Origin of the sequence: uncultured Streptococcus sp. (assembly GCF_963536705.1) — a bacterium.
Lineage (GTDB): Bacteria > Bacillota > Bacilli > Lactobacillales > Streptococcaceae > Streptococcus.
In genome coordinates, this window is sequence record NZ_CAUTAP010000005.1 from 126983 (window position 1) to 140824 (window position 13842).

The window sequence follows — 13842 nt, forward strand, 5'->3', positions numbered from 1 at the left end:
CAGTACACTTCTGAAGGTTTAAAATCATGAAGAAGGTTTACTAAATTGGAAGAAAAACAAAGAATGATACAGGAATACGTTCCTGGGAAACAAGTGACCTTGGCGCACCTTATCGCAAATCCTGATGAAGTCATTTTTGAAAAATTGGGATTGCAGGCAGAAATCAAGGATGCGATTGGAATCTTGACGATCACTCCGAGTGAAGCGGCTATCATTGCAGTTGATATTGCGACCAAGGCTGCGGATGTTCAAGTTGGTTTTGTGGATCGTTTCAGCGGCTCTGTCGTGATGACAGGTGATGTTTCTTCTGTTGAGGCAGCTCTCATTGCCGTTTTACAAGGTCTGGAAGAGATTTTGGGCTTCTCCAGCACTGTCGTAACACGGACATAAAAAATCAAACTGTCGAGGGGAAGTATGAAGGGCAGAATACTAATTGTTGATGATGATCCAATTGTAAGATTAGATATCCGAAATATATTAGAAGCAGCTGATTATGAAGTGGTGGCTGAGGCATCCGATGGCTTTGAGGCTATTGATTTGTGTCAGAAATATCGTTGTGACTTGGTCATAATGGACATCAAGCTTCCGCTTTTGGATGGCCTGACAGCGGGTAAGAAAATACTCGAAGATGCTTTAGCTTACAGTGTGATTCTACTGTCAGCCTACAGTGATGAACACTATGTTCAAAAAGCTAAAACCAATGGGATTAGTGCTTACTTGGTTAAACCTTTGGATGCCAAGTCCTTGATTCCAATGGTAGAGGTCTGCATTGAGAAAGGCCGCCAGCTTCAGCAGATGTCCAATGAAATGGTCAAGCTGTCGAAAAAGATAGACGATCGGATTGTGATTGAAAAGGCCAAAGGCTTACTGATGGCTCGTGATCATTTGTCAGAGCCAGAGGCTTTCAAGCGCATTCGGACAATTAGTATGCAAAAGAGAGTGCCGATGATTGAGATTGCTAAATTGCTGGTGCTCCAAGATGATGTGTAATGATGTATAAAGATAAGATAAAGCAGCTTTGTCAGGAACAGACAAATTTGGATGCGGCTGATATCGAGCATCTTGTCCAACAGGCTGACGAATTATTGAAAAACTCAGCTTATGCCAATGAAGATGTCTTCATTGACGTAAAGAATATCTTTTCGGAACATGCCATTGTCATCTTTCACAAAAAACCGGAAAGCAAGCTCAGCTTGTACGAAAACTCGGTTGTAGGTGCTATGGCCTACCTGGAAAATGAGCCAGGTGTTATCCGCACCTTGGAGACGGGCGCTCCCTCGATTGGGCTTTCGGCCAGATCGCAGGAGGGCTTAGCCATCCATCAGACAGTCTTTCCGATAGTGAGAGAAGAGCGCGTCATTGGAACGCTGATTATCGAAAGAAATGCTCCCCAGACTTTACCGGACCACTTTTCTTTAGATAAAGAGAACGACGGTTTTGAATTACGGAGCAGTCCTGAGATTTCAGCCCAAGAGCAGTTTGTTTTATTTGATTATATAGATGAAGCTTGTCTGGTCTTTGACCGGCAGGGCTATCTCAAGTACTTCAATCAGGCAGCCGCTGACTCTTATCGTCATAAGCTAGGCTATATGGACTCGATTGAGGGAATGCACTATAGCAATCTGGTCTTAGACAGTCTGCCTTTTGAAGAAATACAGCAACTGGGACCGCAAGCCCCTCAAGAAAAACCTCACCAAGTTGAGGTACATTATGGCACTTATTGCTTTTTGGTCAAGCGCTACCTGCTGGCTGAGAGTGAAAATGTGGTCATGATTTGTAAGGATATTACAGACATCAAGGAAAAGGAAGCGCAGCTCTTAACCCATACAACTACCATTCGTGAAATGAATCATCGGGTAAAGAATCACTTGCAAACCGTTGTTTCCTTGCTGCGACTACAAGCTCAGCAAAGTCCAGGAGCAGACACCAAAAAAGCTCTTAATGACAGTATGAATCGTGTGCTCTCCATAGCAGCGACTCACGAACTCTTGTCTTCTCAGCAGGATGACAGCATTCAGATTGAGCATCTGCTGAAGGAAGTTATCGAAAATGTCCAGCACTGTTTTTCTGGGCATAGGGAAATAGCCCTGACCTACAGCTTGGAACCGGAACTCTGTCTTGACAGCAGCCGGGCTACTTCACTGGCGCTAATCGTCAATGAATTACTGCAGAACAGCTATGAACATGCTTTTAAGGACAAAAAATATCCAGAAAAGCCGCAAATCCATTTGCAGGTTGGACTTAAAAATGATATAATAACTTTAAAAGCACTGGATAATGGTAGCGGTTACAATCAAGAGCATTCCTTTGAGAATCATCTGGGTCTACTCTTGGTGGAGCGCTTTGTCCAAGGAAAATTGTTTGGAACCTTGTCTATCCACTCAGACCATGAGGGAACGACAACGACCATTCGTTTTAAAAAATAAATACTACCAAGACTAACAATGATGTCAGTCGAAAAAAGCAATGACGCTTGAAGAATGTAAATGAACTCTGTTTGTTTGCATTGCTTTGAGCGTCTTTTTTTGGAGGTTTTTAGTATGTCAGATAAAATTTTGAGTGTGGGGCTTGATATCGGGACAGCCACTACACAGCTGATCCTTTCAGAGCTTACCATCGAGAATATTGCTTCTGTGTTTACTATTCCTCGTGTCTATATTACAGATAAAAAAGTTCTTTATAAAAGTGAAATTATCTTCACACCAATTTCGGATCAACTTTTGATCGAGGTGGATAAGATTAAAAACTTTGTTCTGAATGAGTATGCGAAAGCAGGCATTCAGAAAAAAGATATTCAGATGGGGGCAGTCATCATTACTGGTGAGACGGCTCGCAAGGAAAATGCCAGTCAGGTGCTCCAAGCACTGAGTGGCTACGCTGGTGACTTTGTCGTTGCGACGGCCGGTCCAGACCTTGAGAGTATCATCGCTGGTAAAGGGGCCTGCAGCCATCAGTATTCTCAAGAGCATCATACATCAGTCGTCAATATTGATATTGGTGGGGGGACTTCCAATCTGGCAGTCTTCCGAGAAGGAGATGTTATTGATACAGGGTGTTTTGATATCGGAGGTCGGCTGATAAAGATGGATCCGCAGACCCAGCGGATTAGCTATATTGCTCCAAAACTGCAGACTATCATTGCAGAGCAGGGGCTTCAGCTGGCAGTTGGTGAAACGGTCCATCGGGCTGATTTGGATCGGCTGATTCAAGAAATGGTCTCCGTATTAGAACAGTCTGTAGGAATTGACAATCACAGTCCTTACTATGAGCTCTTACAGACCAACCACGGTCTCAAGTTGAACTATGATCTCCACTGTGTATCTTTCTCTGGTGGTGTAGCTGATGGAATATACTTGGAAACGACCTCGGCGGATGATTTCCGCTATGGGGATATCGGTATCCTGCTTGGCAGGGCGTTGAGCAAATCCAAGATTTTTGATCAAAAGAAAGTCATCCAGTCAGCTGAGACCATTCGGGCAACCGTTGTTGGAGCGGGCAGCCATACGACCGATGTCAGTGGCAGTACCATTACCTACATCTCTGATATCCTCCCTATTAAGAACATTCCAGTTCTCAAACTGGCAGCTTCTGATGAGCATGAGGATAAGGAGGGACTGCAGCAGATTATCAGGGACAAGGTAGCCTGGTTCACACTGGAAAATGAAGTCCAGCAGGTGGCTTTGGCAATCAATGGAGAAAAAAGCCCAAGCTTCGCCCGAGTTTTGGAATACGCAGAGGCTATTGTCAGCGGAATGAGCGAAAGTATTGAAAAGAAAATTCCGCTGCTAGTGGTAGTCAGAGAAGATATGGCCAAGGTTTTAGGTCAATGTCTCTTTGCTCAGTTGCCAAAGGATTATCCATTTGTCTGTATTGACTCAGTGGATGTTCAAAATGGCGACTATATCGATATTGGTAATCCAGTTATTGAAGGCTCGGTCTTACCGATTGTTGTGAAAACATTGGTGTTTAATTAAACTTTTATTTACACAAAGGAGGAAGTAATCCATGATTTTGAAAACAAAATTGTTTGGTCGGCTTTACGAATTTAAATCCGTAAAAGAAGTGCTGGCCAAAGCCAATGAGTACAAATCCGGAGATCAGCTAGCCGGAGTAGCAGCAGAATCTGCTGAAGAGCGTGTCGCTGCTAAGGTTGTACTAGCCCAGCTGAAACTGTCTGATTTGTTCAATAATCCAGTAGTGCCTTATGAAGAAGATGAGGTAACACGGATTATCATTGACGACGTCAATCTTCGTACTTACGAAAAGATTAAGAACTGGACAGTAGAAGAGCTGCGTGAATGGATCTTGGATAACAAGACTAAGAACGTGGACATTCAATGGCTGTCTCGTGGGTTGACTTCTGAAATGGTAGCAGCGGTTGCTAAGTTGATGACCAACTTGGACTTGATTGTAGCTGCCAATAAGATTGTCATTACCAAACATGCGAATACAACGATTGGTATGCCGGGAACATTCTCTTCTCGTCTTCAACCAAACCATACCACAGACGATCCAGACGGTATCATGGCTTCTACTATGGAAGGTTTTGCCTATGGATGTGGGGATGCTCTTTTGGGATTGAACCCAGTAGACGACTCTGTGGAAAGTACCAAACGTGTCTTGCATAAGTTTAACGACTTCATCGAAGAGTACAAGATTCCAACTCAGCACTGTGTACTGGCTCACGTTACTACTCAGATTGAAGCTATGAATCAAGGTGCTCCGACAGGATTGGTCTTCCAATCTATCGCTGGATCTGAAAAAGGAAATGAAGCCTTTGGTTTTGATGCTAAGATCATTCAAGAAGCTTGGGATACAGCTCTGAAAGTGGGAACAGCTGCTGGACCGAATGTCATGTACTTTGAAACAGGTCAAGGTTCTGAACTTTCGTCTGATGCTCACCATGGAGCAGACCAAGTGACTATGGAGGCACGTTGTTATGGCTTCGCTAAACGCTTCGATCCATTCTTGGTAAATACCGTTGTTGGATTCATCGGACCTGAATATCTCTATGATTCTAAGCAGGTTATCCGTGCTGGTCTGGAAGACCACTTCATGGGCAAACTGACTGGTATATCAATGGGTTGTGATATCTGTTACACTAACCATATGAAGGCTGACCAAAACGATGCTGAAAATCTCTTGGTTCTTCTCGGAGCAGCTAATGTTAACTACATCATGGCGATTCCTCATGGTGACGATATCATGCTTAACTATCAAACAACTGGTTACCATGAAACAGCAACCATGCGTTCACTTCTCAACAAACGTCCGATTAAGGAATTTGAAGAGTGGATGGAAAAGATGGGCTTGATGGAAGATGGCCACCTGACAGAAATCGGCGGAGACGGCTCCATCTTTATGAAATCAAATTAGCAAGGAGGAAATCATTGTGGATGAATTGCAATTAAAAGAAATGATTCGCTCATTGTTAAATGAGATGGGCGGCGACTCAGCTGTTAAAGAAACAGCAGCGACTGACCAGAACAAAGCAGAAAAACCTGCGGTTTCTCTGCAGGAAGAAGTCAAACAAGACACTTCAGTGATTGAAGATGGCATCATTCCTGATATAACAGAAGTAGATATTCAGGAACAGTTCTTGGTGCCTAATGCCATCAATGAAGAAGCCTACCGCAAGATTAAGAAATTTACTCCGGCACGTTTGGGCTTGTGGCGGGCAGGTGATCGCTACAAGACACAAAGTGTTTTGCGTTTCCGTGCAGACCATGCGGCAGCTCAGGATGCGGTCTTCTCTTACGTATCTGATGACTTTGTCAAGGAAATGGGCTTCATTCCTGTACAGACTAAGGCGACTACTAAAGATGAATATTTGACACGTCCAGATTTTGGCCGCATCTTCCCTGAAGATCAGCAGGCGATTATCAAGGAAAAATGTAAACCTAATGCCAAAGTTCAGATTGTCGTTGGTGATGGTCTTAGCTCATCAGCTATCGAGGCTAACGTCAAAGACTTCCTGCCAGCTCTGAAGCAAGGTCTGAAAATGTTCGGACTGGACTTTGGCGAAGTGCTCTTTATCAAGCATGCTCGGGTTGCGGCTATGGACCAAATCGCAGAGCTGACTGGTGCAGAAGTTATCTGTATGCTGGTTGGTGAGCGTCCAGGTCTGGTAACAGCTGAGTCTATGAGTGCTTATCTGGCTTACAAGCCAACGGTCGGCATGCCAGAAGCGAAACGGACCGTTGTTTCCAATATTCATAAAGGCGGAACACCAGCCGTTGAAGCTGGAGCCTATGTAGCAGAAATCATTAAGAAGATTCTTGATAATAAGAAATCAGGAATTGATTTGAAATAATAGGAGGTAGTGGCTTTGAAAAATGATCGATTAGGTGCAAATGTATTAAGTGCCCTTCTGATTTCAAACGTGGATGCAGGTTTGGCAGCTTCTTTGGAGCTTAAACCACATCACAGAAGCCTGGGAATTATCACTTCTGACTGTGATGATGTCACTTATGTAGCCTTGGATGAAGCAACCAAGGCAGCAGATGTTGAAGTAGTCTATGCACGCAGTATGTATGCTGGTGCAGGCAACGCTTCAACTAAGCTAGCTGGTGAAGTCATCGGTATCTTGGCTGGTCCAAACCCAGAAGAAGTTCGCAGCGGTCTGGATGTAGCAGTCTATGAAATCGAAAATGGGGCTAGCTTCTATAGTGCCAATGATGATGATAGCATTCCTTATTTTGCACATTGTATCTCTCGTGCGGGTTCTTACTTGTCTGAGGGAGCGAATGCAGAAGAAGGAACAGCAATTGCTTATTTGATTGCTCCACCGGGCGAAGCTATGGTAGCACTGGATGCGGCTTTGAAAGCAGCAGATGTGCAAGTTGGGGCCTTCTACGGACCACCAAGTGAAACCAACTTTGCCGGCGGACTTCTGGTCGGATCACAGTCAGCCTGCCGAGCTGCCTGCGACGCATTTGCGAATGCAGTCATCGCAGTAGCAAATGATCCTAAAAGTTATTGATTAGGAGTTGATTAAATGGCGGATAGAGCACTAGGTTTAATTGAAGTAAAAGGTTATCTAGGTGCTGTAGTTGCGGCAGATGCGGCTTTGAAGGCTGCCAATGTATCATTGCTTAATATTGAAACGGTCAAAGCTGGTTTGAACACAGTTCAATTAATAGGCGATGTCAGTGCAGTCCGCTCAGCGGTTGATGCGGCAGTTGAGTTGGTACAGGATAAACCTTACTATCTGGCCAGCCATGTAATTTCTAGGCTGGATAATCAGACAGACATTCTCTTTGTACCAAAGAGAAATAGTAAAACAGCTAAAAAAGAGATTGCTTCTACGGCGGAAACAATCCCTTCAGAAAAAATCGAAGAAAAGCCTCAGCCTGTAAAGGAAACTAAGGCTGAACCAGCAAAGAAGCTTGAAGGAGAGACAAGGACCTACACCAGAGAAAAACTGGAAAAACTAAAAGTCGTCGAACTACGCAGCCTTGCCTATCATCAAGAAGGTATCCGTCTCAGCAAGAAAGAAATCAAATTTGCCAACAAGAAACTTCTAGTTGAGACTTTGATGGAAACAATAGGAGAGGAGTAATTGCGGATGTTTTTAGAAGATAAAGATTTGGTATCGATTCAGGAAGTAAGGAATTTGATTCGGGATGCAAAGAAAGCCCAACAAGAACTTGCTAAAATGAGCCAAGAGCAAATTGATACCATTGTAAAAGTAGTAGCGAAAGCTTGTTATGATGAGCGTGAACGCCTAGCCAAAATGGCGGCTCAGGAAACTGGCTTTGGCCGCTGGGAAGACAAGGTGTTGAAAAATGCTCTTGCTTCCAAAGGTATTCTTGAAGAAATCAAGGATATGAAAACGGTTGGGGTTCTCAGCGAAGACAAGGAAAAGAAAGTCTTGGAAGTTGGGGTTCCAGTCGGCGTCATCGCTGGCTTGATTCCATCAACCAACCCGACATCAACAGTTATGTATAAGGCTTTGATCGCTTTGAAGGCAGGAAACAGTATCGTCTTCTCTCCTCACCCAAATGCTCTTAAGAGTATTGAGGAAACGGTGGAAATCATCAAGAAAGCTGCTAAATCAGCTGGCTGTCCGGATGGAGCAATCAGTGCGATTCATCGGGTATCCATCGCAGCTACCAATGAGTTGATGCGACACAAGGATACAAATCTGATTTTGGCGACTGGCGGAAATGCCATGGTCAAAGCAGCTTACTCATCTGGTACACCAGCAATCGGTGTAGGTCCTGGTAATGGTCCAGCCTTCATCGAAAGAACAGCAGATGTGCCAAAAGCAGTTCGTCAGATTTTGGATTCTAAAACCTTTGACAATGGTGTGATTTGTGCATCTGAGCAGTCTATCATCGTCGAAGAAGATATGAAGGAAAAGGTTGTAGCAGAGTTCAAGAAACAAGGTGCTTACTTTGTTCCGGCAGAAGATGCTAAGAAACTGGGAGCCTTCATTATCCAGCCGAGTGGTGCGATGAATCCGAAGATGGTTGGTAAAACACCTCAGGTGATTGCTGAGTTAGCTGGTATTTCAGTTCCAGCTGATGCTCGGGTTTTGATTGCAGAAGAAACAGGCGTCGGCAAGCAGTATCCATATTCTATGGAAAAACTGGCTCCAGTCTTAGGCTTCTACACTGTCAAGGACTGGTTGGAAGCTTGTGAGCTGAGCATTAAGATCTTGCACCATGAAGGTGCAGGCCACACTCTTGCTATTCACAGTCAAAACGAAGAAATTATTCGTGAATTTGCGCTGAAAAAACCAGTATCTCGTCTGCTGATCAATACGCCAGCAGCCCTAGGTGGTGTCGGTGCAACGACTGGTCTCTTCCCAGCCTTTACTTTGGGTTGTGGAGCAGTGGGTGGCAGCGCGACATCTGATAATGTCAGCCCGCTCAATCTCTTCAATATCCGTCGTGTAGCTTACGGTACATCAGAACTGTCAGACCTGCGACAAGCAGAAAATATGGCAGTGGAAGAACCAAAAGCAGCAGCAGTTGACGGATCAAACGAAGAAGAACTGGTAACTTTGTTGGTTCAACGTGTATTGGAAAAACTAAAATAGTCAATATTAAACATTATAATTGGAGGATACAATCATGGCAAACGCAAATGCATTAGGAATGGTAGAAACAAAAGGACTCGTCGGCGCAATCGAAGCAGCTGATGCAATGGTTAAAGCCGCTAACGTAACTTTGATTGGTAAAGAACAAGTCGGTGCTGGATTGGTAACTGTAATGGTTCGTGGTGATGTCGGCGCAGTCAAAGCAGCGACAGATGCTGGAGCAGCTGCAGCTGAAAACGTTGGTGAATTGATTTCAGTTCATGTAATCCCACGTCCACACGCAGAAGTAGAAGTAATCTTGCCTCATCAAGAATAAGATTACAGACTTTCGGATAAAATTAAAAACAAGAAAATAATTGGAGGAAATAAACATGGCAAACGCAAATGCATTAGGAATGGTAGAAACAAAAGGACTTGTCGGCGCAATCGAAGCAGCTGATGCAATGGTCAAAGCGGCTAACGTAACTTTGATTGGTAAAGAACAAGTCGGCGCTGGATTGGTAACAGTTTTAGTTCGTGGTGATGTCGGCGCAGTAAAAGCAGCGACAGATGCTGGAGCAGCTGCAGCTGAAAATGTTGGTGAATTGATTTCAGTTCACGTAATTCCACGTCCACACGCTGAAGTGGAAGTTATTCTGCCCAAATAATCTGGGACAGATAAATATTTGCTGAAAGGGTCTGTATTGTAGCGTTTAGGCCTGATACAGGCCCCTGAGGCAAATAGAATACTCAGTGAAAATGAAGCTTATGGGCGGTAGCTCTATACGTAAACGAAAATGTTGATTTTTGAAGAGTATCAGATTGATTTTCACAGAGTATCAACGGAGTAGAAGGATGTGAATACATGTCAGTTTTTACAGAAGCTAAGATCAGAAAGCTTTATAGAGAATCCGTTCTCGCTGATAACGGTGTCTTTGAATTAAACAAAGATGAAAAACTGACGCCAGCAGCCAGAGGTTTTCTCAATGATCACCATATTCGAATTGTCTGTTCAGGTCAGACCAAAGGGAAAATAGACTCAGCTGCTGATGCTATCAGGGTGCCGATTACAAACCTTGAGGACTCTGCTGTGTATCCACGACTATTTAGACTGACTAAACTTTATACTTGCTTTTTGAAGAACCAGAGAGAATTGCATCAGGCTTTTCAGGATGAAAAGTGTGAGCAAGTTGGCCAACTGATGAACATAGTAGAACAAATCGTTGGCCAGCATATTCTGGATGATATTTCTGATTACCAGACAGACCTGCCTAGCAATGCAGAATTGCAGGCCATTCGGGTCAGTCGACAGCTAGATCAAGAAACGGTCATGATGAGTTATCAAGAGCCGACTTGGCAGCTGAATTGCTATGAAACATATATCGAAACGACCCTCCTGCGTAAAGAATTAGAGCAGGCTGCTGATGGTGACAGAGATCAATTTGCTTGTAAGGTTTCTCAATTATTAAAATCAATTGAAGTCTTGCTCTGGTTGATAGCAAGCTAATAACAAGAGAAAGAAGAACAGCAATGACTTTAGAAAATTTGGTAAATAAAGTAATTGATAAAGTTCAGGAAGAATTGCAGGGGTCATTTGAGGTAGAAGCGAGCGGACGTCATGTCCATTTGAGTCAGGAAGATTTGGAAGCCTTGTTTGGTCCCAACTATCAATTAACAAAAGCAAAAGACCTATCACAGCCCGGCCAGTTCGCTAGTCAAGAAAGACTGACAGTTGTCGGTCCAAAAGGCGCTTTTCACAATGTGGTTATTCTGGGACCGGTTCGCAAACATTCTCAGGTAGAAGTTTCCCTGACAGACTGTTTGCAACTGGGCACCAAGGCTCCCATTCGCGAAAGTGGCGATATCGAAGGAACACCGGGTGTAATCTTGGCTCATGGAGACAAGGCAGTTTGTCTGGATAAGGGCCTGATCGTAGCTAAGCGTCATGTTCATATGACACCGGAAGATGCTGAACGTCTGAATGTAAAAAATCACGAGATTGTACAAGTCAGAGTAGAAGGTGCTCGTCCGCTGATATTTGATGATGTAGTCATCCGTGTTAGCCCCAAGTTTGCGACCTATATGCATATCGACTACGATGAAGCCAATGCATGTGGTTTCAAAAAAGGAACACGCGGACGGATTATTAAAAAATAAGTCCTATGAGCAAATAAAAGGTAGGTAAAGAATGGAAAATCTAGATCATTTGGTAGATTTGATTACAGACCGCCTGATGGAAAAGTTGAAGAAAAAGCCTCAGAAACCCTCAGTATACGTCATTGGAGGCGATAAGATTCCTGACTTATTAGAAGGGGAAGGCTTTCAAGTCGTAAAAGATTCTTGCACAGCAGAGGTTATTGTTGTTGAGACACTTGGCTTTGATGCTTTTCTGAGACTCTCATCCCTTTGCCCTTTAGCGGTAGAGGAAGCAGTCATTTTAAAGAGTCTTTTGAAAGGCAAAAAAGTCCTAGTGTCAGACAGCGCCTTTGCTATTCAGCAGTACAAGCAATCTTCTAAAGTGCACTTGTATCAGGAACTGCAGGGACAGCGCGAAAAGCTGATCCGCTACGGTCTGCAATTTTATAAAGAAGGCCAACTCTTAGCACTCCTAGAAAGCAATCATGCTGAAGAGCCTCGTCCGGCTGAAAAGCGGGCGGTGACAGAAGAAGTCAGCCAGAAGGCTAAGGCTCCGATTAAGACGGTTTTGCTGACAGAGAAAAAGCTGAGAGAAATGGGCTTACCTGAAAATGGAAGCTTTAAAATAGAAAAAGGAATGATTGTGACAGCCTTGGCGAGAGATTATCTAAAACGTCAAAAAATAGAAATCATAGAATAAAGGAGTGGGTAGAGATGTTTGTTGGTAAAGTAAAAGGAAGCCTTTGGGCGACTAGAAAAGACGAAAATTTAAATGGTTTGAAATTTTTAGTGGTCGAACGGCAGCTAAATGAACATCAAAGTGACCCAGCTCTGCTTATTGTGGCCGACTGCATCGGTGCAGGCGAAGGAGACCAAGTAATGGTAACCACTGGCAGTTCTGCCCGTATGAGCCTGAATAAGGTAAATATACCTGTGGATATGGTTGTTGTGGCTATCATTGACAAGGTTGACTATCACAGTGATGAAGAATATTAGAAACTAAGGTAATGTTATGAGTATCAATGAAATTATCATTTATATCATGGTTCTATTCATGCTGATCGGTGCAGTGGATAAATGTATCGGTGGCAAACTAGGACTAAGTGAAAAATTTGAAGAAGGAATCATGGCTATGGGAGCTTTGGCTCTCTCTATGGCTGGGATTATGGTAATCGCTCCCCTCTTGGCGGATGTCTTGAAACCGATTGTCGTGCCTTTGTATGGCTTGGTGGGCGCTGACCCGTCTATCTTTGCGACAACCTTCATTGCCAATGATATGGGAGGAGCTCCTCTGGCTCTCAGTCTGGCTCAGGATCCAGCGGTAGGAAATTTTGCTGCCTTTGTACTGGGCTCTATGATGGGACCAACCATCGTCTTTACGATTCCAGTTGCCTTGGGTATTATCGAAAAAGATGACCGTCCGTTTTTGGCTCGTGGAATCTTATACGGTTTAGTAACTGTTCCGATTGGCTGTCTCCTCGGAGGACTTTTCGTACCGGGTCTGCCTTTTGGAACCTTGATTGTCAATCTTATTCCGATTATCATTGTATCTGCTCTGATTTTCGTAGGATTGCTTTTGGCACCTAATGCCATGATCAAAGGTTTTGAAGTGTTTGGTCAGATTATTGTTATCTTGGCAACGCTTGGTTTGGCCTTTGGTGCAGCTCAGCTCCTGACTGGAAATGAATGGCTCATCAGCATCTATCCAAAAGGTGCTGAAACACTGAAGGAAGCCTTTGAAGTTGTCGGAACGATTGCCGTAACCTTGGCTGGAGCCTTTGGTCTGGTAGCTGTCTTTACGAAGGTAGCCAACAAACCACTTTCTGCTATCGGAAAATCCCTAGGAATGAACGAAGTTGGTGCAGCTGGTTTGGTAGCTTCTTTGGCTAATAACATTGCCATGTTCCAGATGATGAAGGATATGGACAAACGCGGTAAGATTATCAACGTAGCCTTTGCTGTATCTGCTTCCTTTGTTATCGGAGATCACCTAGGATTCACAGCCGGTCAAAAACCGGAAATGATTGTGCCGATGATGATTGGTAAATTTGTCGGCGGTATCACAGCGGTATTACTGGCTTTCTTCTTAACGAAGAAGGAAGCCTAGACTTGGAGGTATGAAGTATGGCAGATATTAATCGTTCTGACCTAGAAACATTGGTTCGTAAGATTTTATTGGAAGAATTAGCCACTAAAGATGGTGGGAAAAAAGTCAGCAAGGCAGGCGTAGCTTCTATCGCCCTGCCTGGTCTGGATGTTCGTCCAGAAGATCGCTTGGATACAGGTGATTCGAGCCATCAAGTTTATACACGAGACTTGCTGACCTTAGATGAGAGTCCAAGATTGGGCTTAGGTCTGATGACCATGGAAAAGACAACTTTCCCTTGGCATCTGGACTATGATGAAGTGGACTATGTTATTGAAGGGCGTCTTGATATTATCGTTGGTGACGAAGTCATGACAGCTGGTCCTGGCGAAGTACTCTTTATCCCTAAAGGCAGCGACATTCAGTTCTCTGTCAGAGATAAGGCCCGCTTTATCTATGTGACCTATCCGGCTGACTGGCAAGGCTAGTTTGTCGGAGATTTGAATTATCGGATTTACTAGAATGGCAGGACAGCGGCCTGCTGTCCTGCCATTCTGTAATGATGGAAAATAAAAAAAACAGATAAAAGATGAGC

General features: G+C 43.9%; 17 protein-coding genes. All 17 read left to right on the forward strand.

Annotated features, from left to right (window positions below; genetic code table 11):
* Window positions 1-45: 45 nt before the first annotated feature.
* The 17 genes from RWX26_RS04745 to RWX26_RS04825 all read left to right on the forward strand — a co-directional run bounded on the left by RWX26_RS04745 (window position 46) and on the right by RWX26_RS04825 (window position 13735).
* Complete coding sequence (locus RWX26_RS04745) at window positions 46-390, forward strand: BMC domain-containing protein (RefSeq protein WP_002898216.1); 345 nt, start codon at window positions 46-48, stop codon at window positions 388-390.
* Window positions 391-414: 24 nt separating this feature from the next.
* Window positions 415-990: an ANTAR domain-containing response regulator gene (locus tag RWX26_RS04750; protein WP_002929449.1), complete on the forward strand. Its 576-nt coding sequence runs from the start codon at window positions 415-417 to the stop codon at window positions 988-990.
* Window positions 990-2426, forward strand: a complete 1437-nt coding sequence (locus RWX26_RS04755; RefSeq protein ID WP_002929451.1) for a sensor histidine kinase — start codon at window positions 990-992, stop codon at window positions 2424-2426. The genes RWX26_RS04750 and RWX26_RS04755 overlap by 1 nt, the downstream gene beginning before the upstream one ends.
* 114 nt (window positions 2427-2540) lie before the next feature.
* Window positions 2541-3974 (forward strand): ethanolamine ammonia-lyase reactivating factor EutA, encoded by a 1434-nt coding sequence (gene eutA, locus RWX26_RS04760; RefSeq protein WP_002915830.1) that lies wholly within the window; start codon window positions 2541-2543, stop codon window positions 3972-3974.
* 31 nt (window positions 3975-4005) lie between these two features.
* On the forward strand, window positions 4006-5376 hold the full coding sequence (locus tag RWX26_RS04765; RefSeq protein ID WP_002903902.1) for an ethanolamine ammonia-lyase subunit EutB: 1371 nt from the start codon (window positions 4006-4008) through the stop codon (window positions 5374-5376).
* A gap of 16 nt (window positions 5377-5392) precedes the next feature.
* Window positions 5393-6313: an ethanolamine ammonia-lyase subunit EutC gene (gene eutC / locus RWX26_RS04770; RefSeq protein WP_125336464.1), complete on the forward strand. Its 921-nt coding sequence runs from the start codon at window positions 5393-5395 to the stop codon at window positions 6311-6313.
* Window positions 6314-6328: 15 nt separating this feature from the next.
* Window positions 6329-6982: an ethanolamine utilization microcompartment protein EutL gene (eutL, locus tag RWX26_RS04775; protein WP_009659835.1), complete on the forward strand. Its 654-nt coding sequence runs from the start codon at window positions 6329-6331 to the stop codon at window positions 6980-6982.
* A 15-nt stretch (window positions 6983-6997) separates the two neighbouring features.
* A complete protein-coding gene (locus tag RWX26_RS04780; protein ID WP_314579707.1) occupies window positions 6998-7561 on the forward strand; it encodes a BMC domain-containing protein in 564 nt (187 codons plus the stop codon).
* 6 nt (window positions 7562-7567) lie between these two features.
* Window positions 7568-9046 carry an acetaldehyde dehydrogenase (acetylating) gene (locus tag RWX26_RS04785; protein WP_314579709.1) on the forward strand — a complete coding sequence of 493 codons (1479 nt, stop codon included), beginning with the start codon at window positions 7568-7570 and terminating at the stop codon, window positions 9044-9046.
* Window positions 9047-9080: 34 nt separating this feature from the next.
* Window positions 9081-9362: a propanediol utilization microcompartment protein PduA gene (pduA, locus tag RWX26_RS04790; RefSeq protein ID WP_002896374.1), complete on the forward strand. Its 282-nt coding sequence runs from the start codon at window positions 9081-9083 to the stop codon at window positions 9360-9362.
* Between the two features lie 55 nt (window positions 9363-9417).
* Window positions 9418-9693, forward strand: a complete 276-nt coding sequence (gene pduA / locus RWX26_RS04795; protein WP_002929465.1) for a propanediol utilization microcompartment protein PduA — start codon at window positions 9418-9420, stop codon at window positions 9691-9693.
* 197 nt (window positions 9694-9890) lie between these two features.
* Window positions 9891-10532 carry a hypothetical protein gene (locus tag RWX26_RS04800; protein ID WP_011836568.1) on the forward strand — a complete coding sequence of 214 codons (642 nt, stop codon included), beginning with the start codon at window positions 9891-9893 and terminating at the stop codon, window positions 10530-10532.
* A gap of 23 nt (window positions 10533-10555) precedes the next feature.
* Window positions 10556-11182 carry an ethanolamine utilization phosphate acetyltransferase EutD gene (gene eutD, locus RWX26_RS04805; protein ID WP_002896361.1) on the forward strand — a complete coding sequence of 209 codons (627 nt, stop codon included), beginning with the start codon at window positions 10556-10558 and terminating at the stop codon, window positions 11180-11182.
* Between the two features lie 31 nt (window positions 11183-11213).
* Window positions 11214-11861: an ethanolamine utilization protein gene (locus tag RWX26_RS04810; RefSeq protein WP_227964269.1), complete on the forward strand. Its 648-nt coding sequence runs from the start codon at window positions 11214-11216 to the stop codon at window positions 11859-11861.
* Window positions 11862-11875: 14 nt separating this feature from the next.
* Window positions 11876-12157 carry a EutN/CcmL family microcompartment protein gene (locus RWX26_RS04815; RefSeq protein ID WP_011836570.1) on the forward strand — a complete coding sequence of 94 codons (282 nt, stop codon included), beginning with the start codon at window positions 11876-11878 and terminating at the stop codon, window positions 12155-12157.
* A gap of 16 nt (window positions 12158-12173) precedes the next feature.
* Window positions 12174-13268: an ethanolamine utilization protein EutH gene (locus RWX26_RS04820; protein ID WP_227964271.1), complete on the forward strand. Its 1095-nt coding sequence runs from the start codon at window positions 12174-12176 to the stop codon at window positions 13266-13268.
* A 17-nt stretch (window positions 13269-13285) separates the two neighbouring features.
* Complete coding sequence (locus tag RWX26_RS04825) at window positions 13286-13735, forward strand: cupin domain-containing protein (RefSeq protein WP_002898196.1); 450 nt, start codon at window positions 13286-13288, stop codon at window positions 13733-13735.
* Window positions 13736-13842 lie beyond the last annotated feature (107 nt).

Bases quoted from the DNA above. Each gene is read 5' to 3' on its own strand.
- RWX26_RS04780 (WP_314579707.1), top strand. From the start codon at position 6,998: ATGGCGGATAGAGCACTAGGTTTAATTGAAGTAAAAGGTTATCTAGGT.
- RWX26_RS04785 (WP_314579709.1), top strand. From the start codon at position 7,568: ATGTTTTTAGAAGATAAAGATTTGGTATCGATTCAGGAAGTAAGGAAT.
- RWX26_RS04820 (WP_227964271.1), top strand. From the start codon at position 12,174: ATGAGTATCAATGAAATTATCATTTATATCATGGTTCTATTCATGCTG.
- RWX26_RS04750 (WP_002929449.1), top strand. From the start codon at position 415: ATGAAGGGCAGAATACTAATTGTTGATGATGATCCAATTGTAAGATTA.
- pduA (WP_002896374.1), top strand. From the start codon at position 9,081: ATGGCAAACGCAAATGCATTAGGAATGGTAGAAACAAAAGGACTCGTC.
- RWX26_RS04755 (WP_002929451.1), top strand. From the start codon at position 990: ATGATGTATAAAGATAAGATAAAGCAGCTTTGTCAGGAACAGACAAAT.
- RWX26_RS04810 (WP_227964269.1), top strand. From the start codon at position 11,214: ATGGAAAATCTAGATCATTTGGTAGATTTGATTACAGACCGCCTGATG.
- RWX26_RS04765 (WP_002903902.1), top strand. From the start codon at position 4,006: ATGATTTTGAAAACAAAATTGTTTGGTCGGCTTTACGAATTTAAATCC.
- eutD (WP_002896361.1), top strand. From the start codon at position 10,556: ATGACTTTAGAAAATTTGGTAAATAAAGTAATTGATAAAGTTCAGGAA.
- RWX26_RS04800 (WP_011836568.1), top strand. From the start codon at position 9,891: ATGTCAGTTTTTACAGAAGCTAAGATCAGAAAGCTTTATAGAGAATCC.
- RWX26_RS04815 (WP_011836570.1), top strand. From the start codon at position 11,876: ATGTTTGTTGGTAAAGTAAAAGGAAGCCTTTGGGCGACTAGAAAAGAC.
- RWX26_RS04825 (WP_002898196.1), top strand. From the start codon at position 13,286: ATGGCAGATATTAATCGTTCTGACCTAGAAACATTGGTTCGTAAGATT.
- eutA (WP_002915830.1), top strand. From the start codon at position 2,541: ATGTCAGATAAAATTTTGAGTGTGGGGCTTGATATCGGGACAGCCACT.
- pduA (WP_002929465.1), top strand. From the start codon at position 9,418: ATGGCAAACGCAAATGCATTAGGAATGGTAGAAACAAAAGGACTTGTC.